The organism is Lawsonibacter asaccharolyticus, assembly GCF_022453915.1.
Taxonomy (GTDB): domain Bacteria; phylum Bacillota; class Clostridia; order Oscillospirales; family Oscillospiraceae; genus Lawsonibacter; species Lawsonibacter asaccharolyticus.
The window spans coordinates 2,289,749-2,308,756 of record NZ_CP091870.1 but is presented as its reverse complement, the minus strand read 5'-3'; the positions used below and the strand labels follow the sequence as shown (position 1 = coordinate 2,308,756).

The window sequence follows — 19,008 nt, the reverse complement described above, 5'->3', positions numbered from 1 at the left end:
GATAGATAAGAAAGCACAGAAGGCCGCCGGCATCGCCGGCGGCCTTCTGCTGTTTATTTGCCTTGAGATCAGTCCAGTACGATATAGTCCAGGGAGACATAGCCGATAGCGGCCTGGCCGGACTGGGTGAGGTAGGAGACGTGGAGCCAGCCGTCTTCCGGCGGAGCGAGGAGGATGACCCTGCCTCCTTCCCGCAGATAGCCCACCACAGAGTGGGAGGTGCTGGGGCCGGAACGGACGTTCAGGCCGTTCTCCGCCCCGCGGACGGTGCCGGCGGAGGCGGCGGTGTCGCAGAGGACCACAGCGCTGGTGCAGGCGTCCCCGCAGGAGGCGGTAATGGTGACGCTCACCTGCCCGCCGGTGGTGTTCAGGTTGGTGATGGTGCCGTCGCTGGTGACTGGCGCCACAGTGGGCACGCTGCTGGTCCAGACGACGGTGCCGGCGGCTCCCTCAGGGGAGAGCGTGGGGGTGAAGTGATAGCTGGAGCCGGCCTGGAGGGTCAGTTCGCCAGTGTCCAGGGTGATGCCCTCCACGGGGACAGCGGGCTCCTCCGGCTGGCTGGTCTGTCCCGGCTCCTCCGGCTGGTCCGGATCAGCAGTTTGGCCCGGGCCCTCTGCCTGGCCGGGGTCGGCGGTGCCGCCCGGCTGAGGGTCCTCCTCCGGCTGGACCAGGTCGCCGGGGTCCAGATCGGCAGGAGGCGTATAGTTGGACAGCTTATACAGCAGAGCGGCCATCTCAGCGCGGGTGAGGAAAGCCTGAGGATTCAGGTTGCCGTCGGTGTCGCCGCCCACGATCTGATAGGCCACCAGGGTGGCAGCGTGCTGGGCAGCCCAGTCGGAGAGGGAGGCGCGGTCACCGAACTGATCCAGAACGGTGAGAGCGCCGGGCTGGCAGGTGATGCCCAGGAGAGGCAGGGCCTGGTTCAGAATGGTGAAAGCCTGCTCCCGGGTGACATCAGAGGCGGGAGCCAGGGTGCCATCCCCCACGCCGGTGGCCAGACCGTTGGCCTGGGCCCAGGACACAGCGGTGTAGTAGTAGTCGGAGGGGGATACGTCAGTAAAGGAGGCGGGGGAGGTGACGGCCGGCTTACCCGCCGCGCCGTAGAGCATCAGCAGAAAGTCGCCCCGGCGGATGTGCAGGTCAGGGCCGAACTCAGTGTCCGAGATGCCGCCCACCAGGCCGTTGGCATAGCAGTAGTCCACGGCGGTGTAGGCCCAGTGCCCCTCGGGCACGTCCTCGTGGGAGTTCTCCAGGGAGACCGTGATGGTCTGGCTCTGCCCGCCGGCAGAGGCGGTGAGGGTTCCGGAGGCGCCCCCGGGGCCCTCAGCGGTGAACAGTCCGTCCTCGGTGATGGAGCCGATGCTGCCCTCCACCGTCCAGGAGATGGCTCCCACGTCCCGCATGGCAGCCCGGGACCAGTAGGTACCCTGGGCAGTGAGCTGGACCTGGTCTCCAGGCTCCAGGGTGAGGGAGGTGAGGGCGTCGGTGCTGTTCTCCCGGGAGACGGTGAGGCCGGTGAGATGGTCCACTACGTGGATCTGGGCGGTGCCCTCCACATCCAGATCCGGGGACCAGAGCTCCAGGGTATCGGTGCCCGCGTCACTGCCGGCGGTGTAGATGTTGTCCTCCACCCGGCCCAGGTCGTCCAGGGAGGAGATCTCCACCTCGCCTGGGTCATCCCGAAGGATGTTCAGACCGCTGTCCAGCACGGCCGTCTCCCCCAGGTCCACAGAGGTGCCGGTGAGGACCACCAGCCCGTCATTTTTCAGCACCAGCCGGTCCGGATCGCCGTCACCCTCATCCCGGGAGACCAGGAGCAGGTAGGTGGCGCAGGCCCGGGGCTTGCCATCGGAGGGGATGTTGACGATGGAGGGGCCCTCTTGGCCGGGGACCCAGACACTGATGGCGGTGGAGCCGCCGCCGTCCAGGTTGACCGCCCAGACGCAGCCCTGGGAGAGCATCTCCTCCGCCAGATCCAGCTGGCTCAGTCCGCCGGAGTAGCCGCTCCTGCGGCCGTCCACAGCGTACAGGACCAGGGTGCCGTCCTCCCGCACGCCCAGGGCGGAGCGGGGGTCGCGGCCCTTTTCCACATAGGTCCAGGCAGTGGAGTCAGTGATCTGTCCGTCCCGGACCATCACATCGCCCACGCCGCTGGCCCACTGGGCGTCCTCGAGGGTGGAGGAGGTGCAGTCGGTGTGGAGGGTGACCCGGTCGCCCACCTGGAAGCTCTGGAATACGGACTCCAGGCCGCCGGCGTCGGCGGCAGTCAATATGTACTCGTTCTCGCCAATGACCACTGAGGTGTCGGTGCGGAGCAGCTCAGTGACCTCCAATTCCAGACGGCCGGAGACGGAGAGGGTGTCGTCGGGATCGGTCAGCTCCATGCGCACCATCCAGCCGGGGGTGCTGGTGTGGGTGGAGACGGTGGAAAAATCGTAGTTGAACAGGTAGAGCCCGCCGGAGTCGGCCCGGTATTTGTTCAGGTGGGTCAGAACGGTCTGGCCTCCGGTGGACTCGTTGGTGAGGGTGAGGGTGACCTGGGGCTGCTCTACCAGCTCCACCTCACCGTCGGTGATGACCACGGCGGCCTCGGCCTCCGGGCTGGATTTATAAATGCCGTCCTCAATGGAGATGCCCAGAGGCACGCCGGTGGAGGGAGCAAAGAAGTCGGTATTGATGGCGCCCAGCACGTGGTAGCCCAGGCTCTGGGCATAGCTGACCGCCAGATTGATGGAGCCGGCCCCGTAGGCGGTGCCGGAGGCCTGGAGGAAGATGGGCTCCACCTCCCGGCTGTCCGGAGAGAGTTCCAGGGAGAAGCTCTCCACCCGGCCCGCGGCGGAGTGGCTGGTGATGGTGTTGGAATAGGTCAGGCCGTCAGCCAGCTCCCGGGTGGTGCGCAGCTGGGGGGAGCCTGCGGCGGCGTAGGCCGAGGGCAGTGCCAGCAGCAGTGCCAGCGTCAAGGCGGTGAGGCGGCGGGCAGCTTGGGTGAAATGACGATGTTTCATGGATACTCCTTTTCACATGGTTAGGACAGGTGGTGGGGACAGCAAAACTAATTCCTTATTATAGCAGTGGAGCAGGGCACTTTCAATGGAAAAAAGTGTACAGATTTCGGGAAAATGTGAACATCCTATGAACACACGGGCCAACGGTTGAAAAAGTCGGAGGGGTGGTGTAAAATAAAACGATTTTATTGGGGATCCATAGGAGGTGGCGCGATGGAGGAGCGGCAGGACCATGCCACACGGACCATCAGCATCGTGATGATCATCGCCCTGGTGGGCAAGGTGCTGGGGCTGTACCGGGACCATCTGCTGGCGGTTTACTACGGGACGGGGATGGCGGCTAACGCCTTCAATACAGCCAGCCGGATCCCCAGGGTGTTTTTTGACGCGGTGTTCGCCTCCGCTATCTCGGCCTGCTTTATCCCGGTGTTCAGCGAGTATCTCACCCGGAAGGGGCGGGAGCCGGCCTTCCGCTTCGCGGGCTGCTTCATCACCGTGATGGGGCTGCTCTCTGCGGTCCTTTCGGTGCTGGGCATCCTGTTCGCGGGGCCCCTGGTCAGCCTGTTTGCCGACGGATATGATGCCCAGACGGCGGAGCTGGCCGTCTCCCTCACCCGGGTGATGTTCCCCACGGTGCTGTTCACCGGGGTGGCCTTCTCCTTTGTGGGAGTGCTCCAGTCCCTGGGGGAGTTCAATGTCCCTGCCCTGATCAGCGTGGTGTCCAACCTGGTCATCATTCTCTATTACCTGACGTTGGACCAGCAGTTCGGCATCTACGGCCTGGCCGTTGCCTTTCTGGTGGGCTGGTTCCTCCAGGCGGCGGTCCAGGTGCCCTCACTGCGCCGGCTGGGCTTCCGCTACCGGCCGGGGCTGGAGCTGCGCTCCGAGGGGATGCGGAAGGTCTTTGCCCTGATGCTGCCAGTGATGGTCTCCACCTGGGTGCAGCCCATCAACCTGACTATCAACTCCAAGTTCGGGTCCCGACTGTACGAGGGGGCCGGAGTGTCCGCCATCGAGTTTTCCACCAACTTGTATCTGGTGATCGCCGGGGTGTTCGTCCTGTCCGTCACCAATGTGATCTTTCCCAAGCTGTCCCGCCTCACCGGCCGGGAGCAGGAGGGGGAGTTCCGGGAGACGCTGCGGACCACCCTGCACGGCTGTCTGTTCTTCGTCCTGCCCATGTCGGCGGGGTTGATGGTGCTCTCCCGCCCGCTGATCTCCTTTATTTATGGAGGAGGCGCTTTTGATGATTTTTCCGTCTCCATCACCTCCCAGGGGCTGTTCTGGGTCTCGCTGGGGATGACGGGATACGCGGTCCAGAATATCCTCAGCCGGGCCTACTTCGCCCGGCAGAAGGGGAAGGTGCCCCTGGCGGCCGGTGCGGCCTCCATCCTGGTCAATGTCCTGCTGTGCATGGCGCTGGCCCAGAGGATGGGGGTGGCTGGTCTGGCCCTCTCCTCCGCTGTATCCTCCACCGTCTACGCCCTGTTGCTGGACATCCCCCTGGAGCTGCGGGGGGAGGGGGTCCTCAGCCGGAGTTTCCTGCTGGACCTGGGGAAGATGGCGCTGGCCACCGCGCTGATGGCGGTGGGCGCCTGGGCGGTGGCCGGCCTGACAGAGGGCCTGCTGCCCGGCAAGGCGGGGGAGCTGCTCACCCTGGGGGCTTCGGCGGCGGCTGGCGTGGCCGTCTACTTCCCGGCGGCGGTGCTGCTGAGATTGGACGAGGGGCAGCTGGCCCTGAAGATGGTGAAACGAGTGTGGAAACGAGGCTGATGCAATGAATCGAGCGATAGAGATCTGGAACAGCAGCATACTGGGGCGGGTGCTCACCGCCATCTGTCTGTGGTTCAGCGGACAGTGGCAGAGAAGTCGGGTGGTCCGGGCCTTCGTGGCCCCAATGGCGGGCCGACAGGCGGCGGAATCCAGTGTCTTTTTCCGACTGTGGGACCTGATCCGGGGCGGGCTGTGCGCCCTGTACCGCAGGCTGGGACTGGAGCGCCTGTTCGGGGGGAGCATCTTTTTGTGCCTGACCCTCTGGTGTTCTGCGGCGGTGGTGCTGGCCCCCCTGCTGCCCACTATGGCGGTACTGGCTCTGGCGGCGGTGGCTTTCGCCTCCCTGGCACTGAATCTGGTCCGGGACCGGGCACGGCCCCTGGCCTACTCCCCGGTCAACCGGTATATCCTGCTGTACGCGGCGGTGTATCTGGCGGCCACGGCCACCTCCGTCACGCCCCGGCAGAGCCTGTTCCCCGGCCTGCTGATGGTCTTTTTCATGGCCTTCGCCTTGGTGGTGGAGAACGCCGTGGACAGCTGGGAGCGGGCGGAACAGCTGGTGTTTCTCATGGTGCTGGCGGGAGGCGTGGTGGCTCTGCTGGGCGTGGGCCAGTATGTGCTGGGCGCCACGGGGGATGCCGCCTGGGTGGACAGCGACATGTTCTCCTCGGTCACCATCCGGGTCTACTCCACCCTCCAGAACCCCAATGTGCTGGCCGAGTATCTGATTTTGATGATCTCCCTGGGCGGGGCGGCCCTGCTCACCGCCAAGGGGACCGGGAAACGGCTGGTGCTGCTGGCCTGCTGCGGGGTGATGTGCCTGTGCATGGTGCTCACCATGTCCCGCGGCGGCTGGCTGGGCCTGCTGATCGCGGGGATGATCTTTTTGGTGCTCCTCAACCCCCGGGTGCTGGTGCTGGCGCCGGTGGTGCTCCCAGTGGCGCTGGTGGCCCTCTACTTTGTGCTGCCGGATACCGTCATCAGCCGCTTCACCAGCATCGGAAACCTGGAGGACACCTCCACGTCCTACCGGGTGTCCATCTGGATGGGCACCATAGCCATGCTGAAGGACTACTGGCTGTGCGGCATCGGGCCGGGCACCGGGGCTTTCAATCTGGTCTACCCGGCATACAGCTACAATGCAGCCAATGCTCAGCACGCCCATAACCTCTTTTTGCAGATCATGTCGGACGGCGGCGTGGTGGCCCTGGTGGTGTTCCTGCTGATCATCTTCATTTTCTGCCGGGTGATCTGCTCGGCACTCTCCCGGAACCGGAGCTGGCGGGCCCGGTGCTATCTGGCCGGCGCCATCGGCGGCGTGGGCGGGTTCATGGCCCAGAGCATGACCGACTACACATTTTATAACTACAGGGTGGCCCTGCTCTTCTTCGCGGTGCTGGCCCTGGGAGCCAGCTTTGCCCGGCTGGCGGAACAGGAGGTGGAGGACCGGTGAATACCATTTTACAGGTCATCAGTGACACCAATATCGGCGGCGGCGGCCGCAGCCTGCTCAACTATCTGAGCTGTCAGGACCGCAGCCAGTTCCAGTCCCAGGTGGTGCTCCCACGGGGCAGCGCCCTGAAAGGACCTGTAGAGGCGCTGGGGGTGCCGGTCCATGAGATCGACGCCATGGCGGACCGGTCCATGGATCTGTCGGCGGTGGCTCCCCTGCGCCGGGTCATCCGGGCGGTGGACCCGGATCTGGTCCACACCCACGGTTCCATGTCCGCACGGATGGCTGCCCGGCTGTGCGGCAAAAAGGTGATCTACACCAAGCACTGTGTCTTCCCCCTGGGGCGGGTGATGGGAAGCCCGGTGGGCCGTCTGGCGGGCCATGTGCTGGATGCCTGCCTGTCCGACGGGGCCATCGCAGTGAGCCCATCGGTGCGGGAGCTGCTGCTCCAGTCCGGCGTACCGGATCGGAAGATCCACGTGCTCTTCAACGGTGTGGCTCCCCTGGAGGCCCCTACGGAGGAGGAGCGGACCGCACTGCGGGCGGAGTACGGCTTTGGGCCGGAGGACTTCGTGGTGGGCATCCTGGCCCGGGTGGAGGAGTACAAGGGGCACAGCGTGCTGCTGGATGCGGCGGAGCAGCTGCTCAGTCAGGGCCGCCGGGTGAAGGTGCTGGTGGCCGGAGAGGGCAGCGCCGAGGCTGCCCTGCGGCTGCGGGCGGTGTCCTTCCCCCAGGGGACAGTGTTTTTTGCCGGCTTTATTGAGCGGGTGGAGCGGGCCCTGTGGGCCATGGACGCTCAGATCAACGCCTCCACCGAGAGCGAGGGGACCAGCCTCTCCCTGCTGGAGGGCATGAGCTTCGGCCTGCCCGCCGTGGTCAGCGATATCGGGGGCAACCCCCTGCTGATCCAGGACGGAGAGAACGGCCTGGTCTTCCCCAACCGGGACAGCCGGGCCCTGGCCGACTGTGTGGCACGGCTGATGGATGACCCCGCCCTGCTGCGCAGGCTGGGAGAGGGGGCCAAACGGTCCTTTGAAGAAAACTATACCGGCGAGATCTTTGCCAAGCATGTGGAGGACGTCTACCGGGACGTCCTGAAAGGAGTATCTCATGGAACCAAATAAGCCGAAATTCCGCTTCCGACTGAACCTGTTCGACAGCATCGTCCTTGTACTGGCCCTGGCGGTGGGGGCATTCCTGGTGTGGAGCGCCATAAAGCCGGCGGCCGCACCGGCGGAAGGGGCCGTTTCCGCGGCAGGGACGGTGCAGTACACCATCCGATTTCAGAAGATGATCCAGGGAGCCAGCGAGCGGATCAAGCCCGGGGACCAGCTGGTGGACACCGTGAAGAACTACGAGCTGGGCACAGTTGTGTCTGTGGAGACAGTGCCGGCCCAGGCTCTGATCCAGGATCACGAGGACAAGGCCTTTGTCCTCGCCGGGATCGAGGGTTACGAGGACGCTTTGGTGACAGTGGAGGCCCCCTATACCGAGGGAGAGGACTCCCTCCTGCTGGGCGGAGGCTTCAAGCTGCGGGTGGGCGTGACCGCCTATGTCCGGGGCTCCGGCTATATGGGCAGCGGGCCCGTGGTTTCCATTGAGAGGGGGGAGCAGGGATGAAAAAGATCATCGACCGCAACGGCCGCCTGTTCGGCTTCATCAGCGTCATCGACCTGCTGGTCATCGTAGTGGTGGCGGTGATGGGCTTTGCCCTGTACACCAAGAACACCCAGATGGCCATCACCAGCACCAACACGGCGGACCAGACCATCACCTACCAGATCCTGGCCAGTGGGATACGGACCTATGTGGCCGAAGCAGTGCGGGAGGGCGACCAGCTCTTTGACCCGGACCGGAGCAGCGGCGGCACCCTGGGCACCATCACCGACATCCAGCTCATGCCCGGCACCAAGCTGGCCGAGTTTGACGACGGCACCGTGGCGGCCGCCACGGTGGAGGATGGCGTGGACATGCTGATCACCGTAGAGGGCACCGGCCTAGTGAGCGAGTCGGGACGCTATACCCTGAATCGGGTGTATGAGCTGGGGGTCAACTCCTCCCGGACCTTCTGCACAAAATACGCGGAGTTCATCGGCACAGTGACAGAGATTTTTTAAAAAGGGGCGGCAGACATGAAGATCCTGATGGCCACTATGGGCCTGGATATCGGCGGAGCGGAGACCCATATCGTAGAGCTGGCCAAGGAGCTGAAGGCGGAGGGACACGACATCGTGGTGGCCTCCAACGGCGGTGTCTATGTCCCTGAGATCGTGGCCGCGGGCATCCGCCACTACCAGGTCCCCATGCACCGGCGGGACGCCGGATGCATGCTCCGTTCCCGAAAGCTGCTGAAGGAGATCATCCGTACTGAGAGGCCGGACGTGGTGCACGCCCACGCCCGCATCCCCGCCTTCCTGTGCGGCACCCTCCAGAGAACGATGAAGTTCCCCTTCGTCACCACCGCCCACTGGGTGTTCACCACCAAGGGCGGGCTGCGCTACCTCACCAACTGGGGGCAGCGGACCGTCGCCGTCTCCGATGACATCAAGGCGTATCTGATCCGGGAATACGGGGTGCCGGAGGAGCACATCTCTGTGACCATCAACGGCATCGATACAGAGAAGTTTTCTCCACAGACTTCCGGCCAGTCAGTGGTGGAGGAGTTCGGCCTGGACCGGTCCAGGCCGGTGGTCTCCTATGTGAGCCGGATGGACGAGGACCGGGCCCTGGTGGCCCGGCAGCTGATCCAGATCGCGGAGGAGCTGGACCGGGCGGTGCCCGGGGTGCAGCTGCTCATCGCCGGAGGGGGCAACGTGTTCCGGGAGCTGAAAGAGCAGGCGGAGGCGGTGAACGCCCGGATGGGACGCACCTGCGTGGTGATGACCGGCCCACGCACCGACATCAATCAGATCGTGGCAGCGGGGGACATCTTCGTAGGGGTGTCCCGGTCGGCGCTGGAGGCCATGTCCGCCGCCAAGCCCGTCATCGTGGCGGGAAACGAGGGGTATCAGGGCCTCTTCGGTCCGGAGAAGCTGGAGGAGGCCCGGCTGGGCAACTTCTGCTGCCGGGGACTGCCCATGTCCACTCCGGAGCGTCTGCTGGCCGATGTGGCCGCCGTCCTGTCCCTCTCCCCGGAGAAGAAGGAGGCGGCGGGGGCCTACGGCCGGGAGGTGATCTTCCAGTATTACTCCGTGCGCCGGATGGCAGCGGACTGTCTGGCCATGTATGAGCAGGTGCGCCGCCGGAAGTACCAGGTGGTCATGAGCGGCTACTACGGCTTTTCCAACGCGGGGGACGACGCCATCCTGGAGGCCATCCACCAGAGCATTCTGGAGGCCAGTGGGGAGGTGGGGGTCACCGTGCTGTCCAACGACCCCCGCGAGACCCAGCGGCACTACGGCATGAATGCCATCCCCCGCTTCCGTTTCTGGAAGGTGTTCGGTGCCCTGCGCCGATGCGACGCTCTGCTGTCCGGCGGGGGCAGCCTGCTCCAGGACCGGACCTCCACCCGCTCCCTCCTCTACTATCTGTCCATCGTGCGCTGTGCCGAGTGGATGGGGAAGCCGGTGATGCTCTACGCCAACGGCATCGGGCCGGTGCAGAAGCCGGCCAACCGCCGCCGGGTGAAGCGGGCAGTGGAGCGGGCCGCTCTGGTGACCCTGCGGGACCACAGCTCCGCCCGGGAGCTGGTGGAGATGGGGGTGGAGCGCCCAGATCTCCACGTCACGGCCGACCCGGTGTTCAACCTGGATCCCGCCCCCAAGGAGCGGGCCGGGGAACTGCTCCGGTCCGCCGGGCTGGAGCGGGGCACTCCCTTCGCGGCGGTCTCGGTGCGGGACTGGCCGGATACGGGCAGCTTCGCCGGGGAGCTGGCCGCCCTGTGCGACCATCTCTACCGGACCTGCGGGATGGAGATCCTGTTCCTGATGATGCAGCCCTGCCGGGACCGGGCGGCCACCGCCCAGGTGCGGAGCGCTATGGAGTGCCCCTCCCATCTGCTGGACGCCCCCTGCACCCCGAGGGAGCTGATGGCCGTGCTGGGGGAGGGCAGGCTGTGTTTGGCTATGCGGCTGCACACCCTGATTTTCTCCGCCCGGATGGCGGTCCCTGTGCTGGGGTTGGTCTATGATCCCAAGGTGGCCAGCTATCTGAAGGAGCTGGACATGCCCTCCGCCGGTGATGTGCATCACTTCCGCCGGGAGGAGGCCATCGCCGCCGCGGACCGCCTGATGGCGGACTATGAGGGGAGCCTGGAACGCCTGCGGGTGAAATCCGCCGCCCTGAGCCGGGCGGCCCGGGAGAACGAGCGATTGCTGCTGGAGCTGCTGGAGAGGAAACAATAGAGCTTTTGACTGGAACGCGCGGCAGGAGCGGAGACGGGGAGCTCCGGCTCACCGAATCAGCTTGAACAAAAAAGATCCTTTCGCTTACGGGCGGCCCCACGGGGCCGCCCGTAAATCGTTTTCAGGGATGAGACGGGCGAGCCTGTGCGGGCCTATGCAGGGCCGCTGCCCGCTCCGGAGTCCGATAGGGAAATCAGGCTCTTGACAAGAGAGGTTTATTGCGATAAACTTGCAGTGAAAGAGAGGTTTATTAGAATAAACCTAAAGGGGGACGGACGGTGGAAAAGCTGTTTGACGGGGAATACCGGCTGATGGAGGTGCTGTGGGAAAGTGCACCAGTGAATTCCACCCAGCTGGTGACTCTGTGCCGGGAGCAGCTGGGCTGGACCAAGAGCACCACCTATACGGTGCTGCGCAAGCTGTGCCGGAAGGGGGCGGCCAGAAACGAGCGCGCGGTGGTCACCCCGCTGCTGACCCGGGAGCAGGTCATCCGAGCCCAAGGGGAGGAGCTGGCGGTGAAGGCGGGGGGGATGGCCCCCTTCCTCAACGCCTTTTTCAGCGGGCGGAAGCTGACCATGGAGGAGGCACTGGAGCTGAAGGACCTGATCGACCAGCACACCTGGGAGGACTGACCGTGGACGGACTGAACACGTGGCTCACCATATTTTTGAATCACCTGAACGCGGGGCTGGCACTGGGGGTCGTCCTGGCCGTCCTGATTCTGCTGCGCCCTCTGCTCCTCCGGCTCCTCACCCCCCAGCAGCGGGTGGCAGTCTGGTATGTAGCGTGGAGCATCGGCATATTTGGGAACCTGTGGGGGCTGACCAGCCTGGTAAGGGTGCTGCCGGTAACGGTCTGGGACCTGCTGGGACCCCGGCCGGGCGGGATATTCGGCGCGCCGGCTTTCCTGCCGCCCGCCTACGACGGGCCGGGGGAGTACCCCGTGGTCCTGCCCGGCGGGGAAACTGCGGCGGTGGAGCTGAACAGCGGTCCGCTGCTGGCCCTGTCCCTCCTGTGGGCCGCGGTGGCGGTGGGGCTGCTCCTGTGGTATTGTCACCGGTCCTTCGCCCTGATGTGCTGGGGGCGGCAGGGGAGCGAGCTGGAGGAGAAGGAGCTGGTGGCCCTGGGGGCCGACCGGCTGGAGCTCTGGATGCAGCCCGGAAAGATCCGGGCGTGGATCACCCCCGGGCTGCCCACTAGCTTTGTCATGGGGGATTCGGTGTACCTCCAGGCAGAGCTGCCCAAAGAGCAGCTTTCCCTGGTGCTGCGCCATGAGCTGAACCACATCTATCTCCGCCATGGGTACTTCTCCGGGCTCAGGGGCGCCTGCCTGCTGCTCCACTGGTGGAATCCGATCCTGTGGCTGGCATTTCGGTATATGGGCCGGGATATGGAGCTGGCCTGTGACCAGAGGACCCTGGATCAGCTGGAGCCGGAGCAGCGGAAGGAGTACGCCAAGACCCTGGTGGAGCTGGGGGCGGGGCGGCGCCTGTGGGAGGCCCCGCTGTGCTTTGGGGAGTGCGACGGAGCCCTGCGGGTGCGGGCGGCGGTGGCCTGGCGTCCCCTGACCCCTGTGCGCCGCCTCACCGGGCTGTTCTGTGCCGCCCTGGTGTTCCTCCTCTTTGCGGGGGCGCCGGCCGTGCCGGGGGGAGTGACAGAGACTGATTTCTCCCGAAACCTGACGCAGATGGAGGAGGCGCCGGAGAAGGTGGTGGAGGAGCTGATCCGGCGGCTGGAGGAGAAGGGGGACCTGCTCTCCGGGGTGAGCATCGCCGCCGGCTGGTGGAAGTGGGAGGGCACAGGGGGCCGGATCTATCTGGAGACCAGCGTGGGCACTTGGCGGGCGTTCCGGTGCGTGCTGGGGGAGAGCGGCAAGATGGGGATGATCCAGCTCCGGCAGGAGGGCCGGCCCCATGACCTGGCGGACTGCACTCAGTTTTATCCCGTGGACTGAGCCTGAGAGAAAGGAGAGGAGCGGATATGATCGGCCGATTTTTTGTTGTGGGCATGTTTATGATGATCAATCTGGGGCTGGCAGTGGGAATGATGTTCGCCGCCCTGTTTCTGCTGCGCCCCCTGCTGGTGCGGATACTCTCCCCGGGGCAGCGGGTGGCCCTTTGGGTGGTGGGCTGGATCAGCCTGTACAGTCCGAGCTTTTACGGCCTGCTCAGCCTGGTCCACATCCTGCCCGTCACCTTCCGTGACCTGATCACCGGGCGGGTAAAGGACGGCGGATGGACGACCTCAATCCCCGCCTATCTGCCCATGGATTACCACGGGGCGGGGGTGTACCATCTGTCCCTGCCCGGCGGGGCGGTGGTGCCGGTGGAAATCGGGGAGGGGATAGCCGGGGCGGCCGCGCTGCTGTGTCTGGGCGTCCTGGTGCTGGGGATCGTTTTTTCCTGCCGACAGGACAGGCGGCTGAAGGAGCTGCTGCGCAGGGGGGAGCCGCTGGGCGGAGAGGAGGCTCTGACCAAGCATGTCCTCCAGGAGGAGACGCGGAAGATCCAGATCCGGCTGGTGGAGGGACTGCCCACCAGCTTCCTCACCAGCAGGAGATGGCTGGGGTCGGTGGAATATGTGATCTGCCTCCAGCGGGAGCTGTCCCCGGAGCAGCGAGCCCTGGTGCTGCGCCACGAGCTGGAGCATATCAGGCTGGGGCACCTCTGGTTCAAGGGGTGGGCCAACATGGGGGTATTTCTCTATTGGTGGGACCCGCTGATCTGGCTGGGCTACAAATATTTCTGTCGGGACCTGGAGCTGGCATGCGACGCGGCCGTTCTGAAGGAGCTGGAGCCGGAGGAACGGCGGGAGTACGCCAGGACCCTGGTGGAGATGGGGGCCGGGCGGAGCCTGTGGAGCACGCCATTGTGCTTCGGGGAGTGCGATACAGCGGTGCGGGTCAAGACAGCGGCCCGCCCGCAGCGAACAGGGGGAGCCTGGCGGGGCCTCTCCTGGCTGACGACGGTGCTGCTCTTCCTCTTCTTCCTGGGCGGCCCCACCCAGGGGGTGCTGGCGGAGGACGCGCTGCTCACCTGGGAAAGAGGGGGCGGGACTGTGGACACCCTGGTGGCCCATACGATGGATCAGGTGAGGCAGGATCTGGGACTGGGGCCCATCCTGGCCCTCCAGGTCTGGTGCGTCGCGGAGGACGGCGAGCACGTCTGGGTGGTGATGGAGCTGCTGGAGCAGGGCTGGGTGGGGGCCGAGTATTTCTGGTATCCCACGCGGGACCGCCTGTATTTTACTCATGCAGAGGTGCTGAAAAAGCCCCCGGATCTGACGGGGGCGGTGCCGCTGTCATGAAAGCGGGAAGCATTGTGCTGAGGTCATGTTCCCTGCTCATGGAGGCATTCCTTGGCCTTTCCCTTCTGCGGTGGACCTTCCGCTATGAGAGGGCCCGGTTGGTACTGCAAAAGGGTGAGTGCAGTGGAGGACCTGGACCAGGAGGGCTGGGACCGGGTCAAATAGCATACGCCCGCCCTGCCGCCATGGTGACAGGGCGGGCGTATGTGGAGCTCGGCCGGCGGGAGTGGGCAAAAAATACAGGGAGCGAGGCCCAGGGCTTGTCAACCGGAGGCTTTTATGAGACAATAAAACGTGTACGGCGGTCCTTGAACCGCCAAAATGGAATGTGACCAACGATCCAGGAGTTTTGTATATGAGTGAACTGTTTGAAAAATCTATGGCCACCCTGGAGCTGCCCCAGGTGCTGGCTCTTCTTGCCGACTGCGCGGCCACCCTGGAGGGAAAGGAGCGCTGCCTGGCACTGCGTCCCCTCACTGATCTGGACGACGTGGCCCGGGCGCAGGAGGAGACCTCCGCCGCGGTAAAGATGCTCATTCTGCGGGGGAGCCCCGGCTTCTCCGGGGTGAAGCCGGTGTCGGCCAGCCTCCAGCGGGCGGACATGGGGGGGAGCCTGTCTACCCGGGAGCTGCTGGACATCGCCTCTGTGCTGCGGTGCGCCCGGGGGGCGCGGGACTACGGGGACAGCGAGGAGAAGACCGTCATCTCCCACCTGTTCCGCTCCCTGACCCCAAACCGCTTCCTGGAGGACAGCATCACCAACTCCATCCTCAGTGAGGAGGAGATCGCCGACTCAGCCAGCAGCGAGCTGGCCTCCATCCGGCGGCACATGCGCTCCACCGAGGCCAGGGTGCGGGACATCCTCCAGCGGCTGATCTCCTCCAACCAGTCCAAATACCTCCAGGAGTCCATCATTACCATCCGCTCCGACCGGTACGTGGTACCGGTGAAGGCGGAGCACAAGAACGCCATCCCCGGCCTGGTCCACGACGTGTCCTCCAGCGGCTCCACCTTCTTCATTGAGCCCATGGGGGTGGTGAAGGCCAATAACGAGCTGCGTGAGCTGGCGGCCAGGGAGAAAAAGGAGATCGAACGCATCCTGGCGGAGCTGTCCGCCCAGTGCGCCGCCCATAAGGAGGATATCGGGGAGGACTATACCCTGCTGATCCTGCTGGACACCATCTTCGCCCGGGGACAGCTCTCCCTGAAGATGGAGGCCAGCCAGCCCGGCCTGTCGGAACGGTACCTGAGGCTGCGGGGAGCGCGGCACCCCCTGCTGGATAAAAAGAAGGCGGTGGCCAACGACCTGGAGCTGGGAGACCGGTTCGACACCTTGGTCATCACCGGTCCCAACACCGGCGGCAAGACGGTGACCCTCAAGACCCTGGGCCTCATTACACTGATGGCCCAGTGTGGGCTGCACATCCCTGCCAAGTCGGACAGTACGGTGCGGGTCTTCCGCCGGGTGCTCTCTGACATCGGGGATGAGCAGTCCATTGCCCAGTCCCTGTCCACCTTCTCCTCCCATATGACCAACATCGTGGGCATCCTGAAGGAGGCGGACGGTCAGACCCTGATCCTGTTCGACGAGCTGGGGGCAGGCACCGACCCGGTGGAGGGCGCCGCCCTGGCGGCGGCCGTCATTGAGAGTGCCCGGGAGCTGGGGGCACTGGTGGCGGCCACCACCCACTATGCCGAGCTGAAGGTGTACGCTATGACCACCCCCGGGGTGGAGAACGCCTCCTGCGAGTTCAATGTGGACACCCTGGCCCCCACCTACCGGCTGGTAATGGGCATCCCGGGCAAATCCAACGCCTTCGCTATCTCCCGGCGCCTGGGCCTGCCGGAGGAGATCATCGACCGGGCGGCCGCCCGGCTGGATGCGGAGAACGTGCGCTTTGAAGACGTACTCACCAAGCTGGACCAGCAGCGCCAGGAGATGGAGAAGGACCGGGCGGAGGCCCGGCGGCTGAAGCTGGAGATGGAGCAGTCTGCGGGCAAGGCCCGGGAGTACCGGAAGCGGCTGGAGGAGGAGCGCTCCAAGGTGGTGGAGAAGGCCCAGGCGGAGGCCCGGGCCATCATCCAGGAGGCCAGAGACGCCAGCGACCTGGCCCTCTCCGAACTGAAGGAGCTGAAAAAGCGCCAGGACCTGGACTGGCAGCAGGTGAACGACGGACGGGCGGAGGCCCGCCGCCTGCTTAATGAGGCGGAGCGGTCCATCGGCGGGGCGGCGCAGGAGCCGGAGGCCCCGCCCCCCACCCGGCCGGCCCGGGCCGGGGATACGGTGGAGCTGGTATCCATGGGGACCAGAGCCAGCGTCCTGTCGGTAAACAAGGACGGCACCCTCCAGCTCCAGGCGGGGATCTTGAAGATCACCGCCAAGCAGGACGAGGTGCGGGTGGTGGAGGGCGAGACCCAGAGCCAGAAGGAGGCCAGGCGCATCGTCCAGCGGGCCCAGCACACCCTGCGCGCCGCCGCGGCCCCCTCTGAGATCGATTTGCGGGGCATGATGACCGACGAGGCCATCGCGGTGCTGGACCGCTTCCTGGATACTGCTATGATGGGCAAGCTGGAGAGCGTGACCATCATCCATGGAAAGGGGACCGGCGCGGTGCGCAAGGCGGTGCGGGAGCATCTGAAGCGCAGCCGCTATATCAAATCCTTCCGCCCCGGCCGCTACGGCGAGGGGGAGGACGGCGTCACCGTGGCGGAGCTGCGGTAAGGGGCCGGGCCCTCTTTCCAGGGGGACAGAAGCGCGCACGGCCGGCCCAGCGGTGGGCGGAGACCGGGAAGAAGGGCATCTGCCGCCGAATGCCGTGGACCTCCCGCAATTTTTGTTGAGAAAAGAAGGCAGATTTGTGAAAAATGTCATTGACGGATGCGGGATGAATTTGGTATGCTAGTAACACACAAATCGAGTGCGGAGGTACGGATATGTATAGTCAGGAAGCGGTCGTCAATAACCAGGTAGGCCTGCATGCCAGACCCGCCACGTTCTTTATCCAGAAAGCCAACGAGTTCAAAAGCTCCATTTGGGTGGAGAAGGACGAGCGCAAGGTGAACGCCAAGAGCCTTCTGGGCGTGCTCTCCCTGGGTATTGTCAAAGGTACTCCTATCAAGCTCATTGCGGATGGTCCGGATGAGAAGGAAGCGGTGGAGGCTCTGTTCAAGATGATCTCTTCCGATTTTTCCGAGTGAGCCACACAGCGCAGATCCGAAAGGCACCGCTTCGCGCGGTGCCTTTTTTAACATCTCCCCGGGAGGCCCCCTATGACATTTGACGAATTGAAGGAAAAGGCCCACGCCCTGCCTCTGAAGCCAGGCGTGTATATCATGCAGGATGCCAAAAACACGGTGATCTATGTGGGCAAGGCCAAGGCGTTGAAAAACCGGGTGTCCCAGTATTTCCAGGACTCCGCCTCTCACACGGAGAAGACCCGGGCCATGGTGTCCCAGATCGACCACTTTGACGTGATCGTGGCGGACAGCGAGTTTGAGGCCCTGGTACTGGAGAACTCCCTCATCAAGCGCCACCAGCCCCGGTACAACATCCTGCTCAAGGACGACAAGGGCTACCCCTACATCCGCTTGTCCGGGGAGGAGTACCCCCGCTTCTCCCTGGCCAACCGGGCGGCGGAGGACGGGGCACGCTATTTCGGCCCTTACGCCAGCCGCCACGCCACCCAGGCTATCGTGGACGCCCTGCGCTCCGCCCTGCGCCTGCCCTCCTGCGGGAAGCGCTTTCCCCGGGACATTGGGAAGGAGCGCCCCTGCCTCAACTTCCACATGGGCAAGTGCGATGGCTACTGCCGCAGCCTCCAGATGAAGGAGCAGCATGAGGAGGCCATCGCCCAGGCGGTCTCCCTGCTGGAGGGGCGGTTCAAGGAGGTCAAAGCGGACCTGACCGCCGAGATGGAGCGGGCGGCGGAGGAGCTGCGCTTCGAGCGGGCGGCGGAGCTGCGGGACCGCATCCAGGCCATCGAGCTGCTGGGGATGCGGCAGAAGGTGGTGGCGGGCTCCCTGGCGGATACCGACGTCACCGGCTTTTTCCGGGGGACAGCCAAGAGCTGCTTCGTGGTCCTGCACTACATGGAGGGGGAGCTGGCGGCCAAGGATATGGACCTGCTGGAGACCCCTATGGAGGAGGACGAGGAGGAGGTCCTCTCCTCCCTGGTGCGGGAGTACTATGTGGGACGAAGCCGGCTGCCCAGGCAGATCCTGCTGCCCTGTGAGCTGCCCGACCAGGTCCCGCTGACCCGGATGCTCTCCGAGCAGGTGGGCCGCCGGGTGGAGCTGGTGACCCCACAGAGGGGGGCAAAGATGGATCTGATCCGGCTGGCCAACCAGAACGCGGCAGAAGAGGTGGCCCGGGCCACCACCCGGGAGGAACGCCAGAACAAGCTGCTGGAGGCGCTGGCCAGGATGCTGGGCATGGAGGAGCCCCCCCGGCGGATGGAGTCCTACGACATCTCCAACACTGGAGCCAGTGACATCGTGGCCTCCATGGTGGTCTATGTGGACGGAAGGCCCCTGAAGCGGGACTACCGCCGCTTTAAGCTGAAGGATATGGAGGGCCCGGACGACTACGCCTCCATGGAGCAGGTGCTGACCCGGCGGTTCCGCCGGTATCTGGACGGGGACGAAAAATTTGTGGAGAAGCCCGACCTGCTGCTCATTGACGGCGGTCTGGAGCATGTGCGGGTGGCCAGGCGGGTGCTGGAGGCCATGGCGCTGGACATCCCGGCCTTCGGCATGGTGAAGGATGACCGGCACCGCACCAGGGCCCTGGTCCACCCCGACGGGCGGGAGATCGGTATCCAGGCGGTGCCGGCAGTGTTCTCCCTCATCGGGCAGATCCAGGAGGAGACCCACCGCTTCGCCATCGAATACCACCGGCAGCTCCAGGCGGGACACGTAAAAGGCTCCGTTCTGGACAAAATACCCGGGGTGGGGGAAAAGCGCCGGGCCCAGCTGCTCAAGCACTTCAAAAGCGTGAAGGCCATCCGGCAGGCATCTCTGGAGGAGCTGGAGCGGGCGGTCCCCCAGAGCACGGCCCAGGCGGTGTACCAGTATTTCCGCAGGGGAGAGACAGAAAATCAGGATCAGGCTGAGAGAAAGGAAGAGTGAC

The 19,008-nt window shown here is 65.0% G+C and carries 13 protein-coding genes; 12 read left to right on the top strand and 1 reads right to left on the bottom strand.

All coding sequences use genetic code 11. The features are described 5' to 3' along the window. Positions 1 to 68 precede the first annotated feature (68 nt). The gene (locus L9O85_RS11025) at positions 69 to 3,005 is read right to left on the bottom strand and encodes an S-layer homology domain-containing protein (RefSeq protein ID WP_301578602.1); all 2,937 of its coding nucleotides are present in this window, start codon (positions 3,003 to 3,005) and stop codon (positions 69 to 71) included. Positions 3,006 to 3,218: 213 nt separating this feature from the next. Here L9O85_RS11025 and murJ point away from each other — a divergent pair, with 213 nt between their 5' ends. From murJ to uvrC, 12 genes are all read left to right on the top strand, one after another. After that, a complete protein-coding gene (gene murJ, locus L9O85_RS11020; protein ID WP_050623731.1) occupies positions 3,219 to 4,778 on the top strand; it encodes a murein biosynthesis integral membrane protein MurJ in 1,560 nt (519 codons plus the stop codon). A gap of 4 nt (positions 4,779 to 4,782) precedes the next feature. Continuing rightward, positions 4,783 to 6,231: an O-antigen ligase family protein gene (locus L9O85_RS11015; RefSeq protein WP_301578601.1), complete on the top strand. Its 1,449-nt coding sequence runs from the start codon at positions 4,783 to 4,785 to the stop codon at positions 6,229 to 6,231. Beyond that, positions 6,228 to 7,355: a glycosyltransferase family 4 protein gene (locus L9O85_RS11010; protein WP_301578600.1), complete on the top strand. Its 1,128-nt coding sequence runs from the start codon at positions 6,228 to 6,230 to the stop codon at positions 7,353 to 7,355. The genes L9O85_RS11015 and L9O85_RS11010 overlap by 4 nt, the downstream gene beginning before the upstream one ends. Beyond that, positions 7,342 to 7,851, top strand: a complete 510-nt coding sequence (locus tag L9O85_RS11005; RefSeq protein ID WP_050623734.1) for a DUF4330 domain-containing protein — start codon at positions 7,342 to 7,344, stop codon at positions 7,849 to 7,851. The genes L9O85_RS11010 and L9O85_RS11005 overlap by 14 nt, the downstream gene beginning before the upstream one ends. After that, positions 7,848 to 8,348, top strand: a complete 501-nt coding sequence (locus tag L9O85_RS11000) for a DUF4330 domain-containing protein (RefSeq protein WP_050623735.1) — start codon at positions 7,848 to 7,850, stop codon at positions 8,346 to 8,348. The genes L9O85_RS11005 and L9O85_RS11000 overlap by 4 nt, the downstream gene beginning before the upstream one ends. Before the next feature lie 15 nt (positions 8,349 to 8,363). Then, entirely contained in the window at positions 8,364 to 10,574 is a 2,211-nt protein-coding gene (gene csaB / locus L9O85_RS10995) for a polysaccharide pyruvyl transferase CsaB (RefSeq protein ID WP_050623736.1), read from the top strand. A gap of 278 nt (positions 10,575 to 10,852) precedes the next feature. Beyond that, the gene (locus tag L9O85_RS10990; protein WP_077138727.1) at positions 10,853 to 11,206 is read left to right on the top strand and encodes a BlaI/MecI/CopY family transcriptional regulator; all 354 of its coding nucleotides are present in this window, start codon (positions 10,853 to 10,855) and stop codon (positions 11,204 to 11,206) included. A gap of 2 nt (positions 11,207 to 11,208) precedes the next feature. Beyond that, a complete protein-coding gene (locus L9O85_RS10985; RefSeq protein WP_301578599.1) occupies positions 11,209 to 12,528 on the top strand; it encodes a M56 family metallopeptidase in 1,320 nt (439 codons plus the stop codon). Positions 12,529 to 12,554: 26 nt separating this feature from the next. Continuing rightward, complete coding sequence (locus L9O85_RS10980; RefSeq protein WP_301578598.1) at positions 12,555 to 13,880, top strand: M56 family metallopeptidase; 1,326 nt, start codon at positions 12,555 to 12,557, stop codon at positions 13,878 to 13,880. 355 nt (positions 13,881 to 14,235) lie between these two features. After that, positions 14,236 to 16,602: an endonuclease MutS2 gene (locus tag L9O85_RS10975; RefSeq protein ID WP_256183259.1), complete on the top strand. Its 2,367-nt coding sequence runs from the start codon at positions 14,236 to 14,238 to the stop codon at positions 16,600 to 16,602. 212 nt (positions 16,603 to 16,814) lie between these two features. Continuing rightward, the gene (locus L9O85_RS10970) at positions 16,815 to 17,078 is read left to right on the top strand and encodes an HPr family phosphocarrier protein (protein WP_050623740.1); all 264 of its coding nucleotides are present in this window, start codon (positions 16,815 to 16,817) and stop codon (positions 17,076 to 17,078) included. 72 nt (positions 17,079 to 17,150) lie between these two features. Next, positions 17,151 to 19,007, top strand: coding sequence for an excinuclease ABC subunit UvrC (uvrC, locus tag L9O85_RS10965; RefSeq protein WP_108980746.1), 1,857 nt, complete (start codon positions 17,151 to 17,153; stop codon positions 19,005 to 19,007). The last annotated feature ends 1 nt before the right edge of the window (position 19,008 follow it).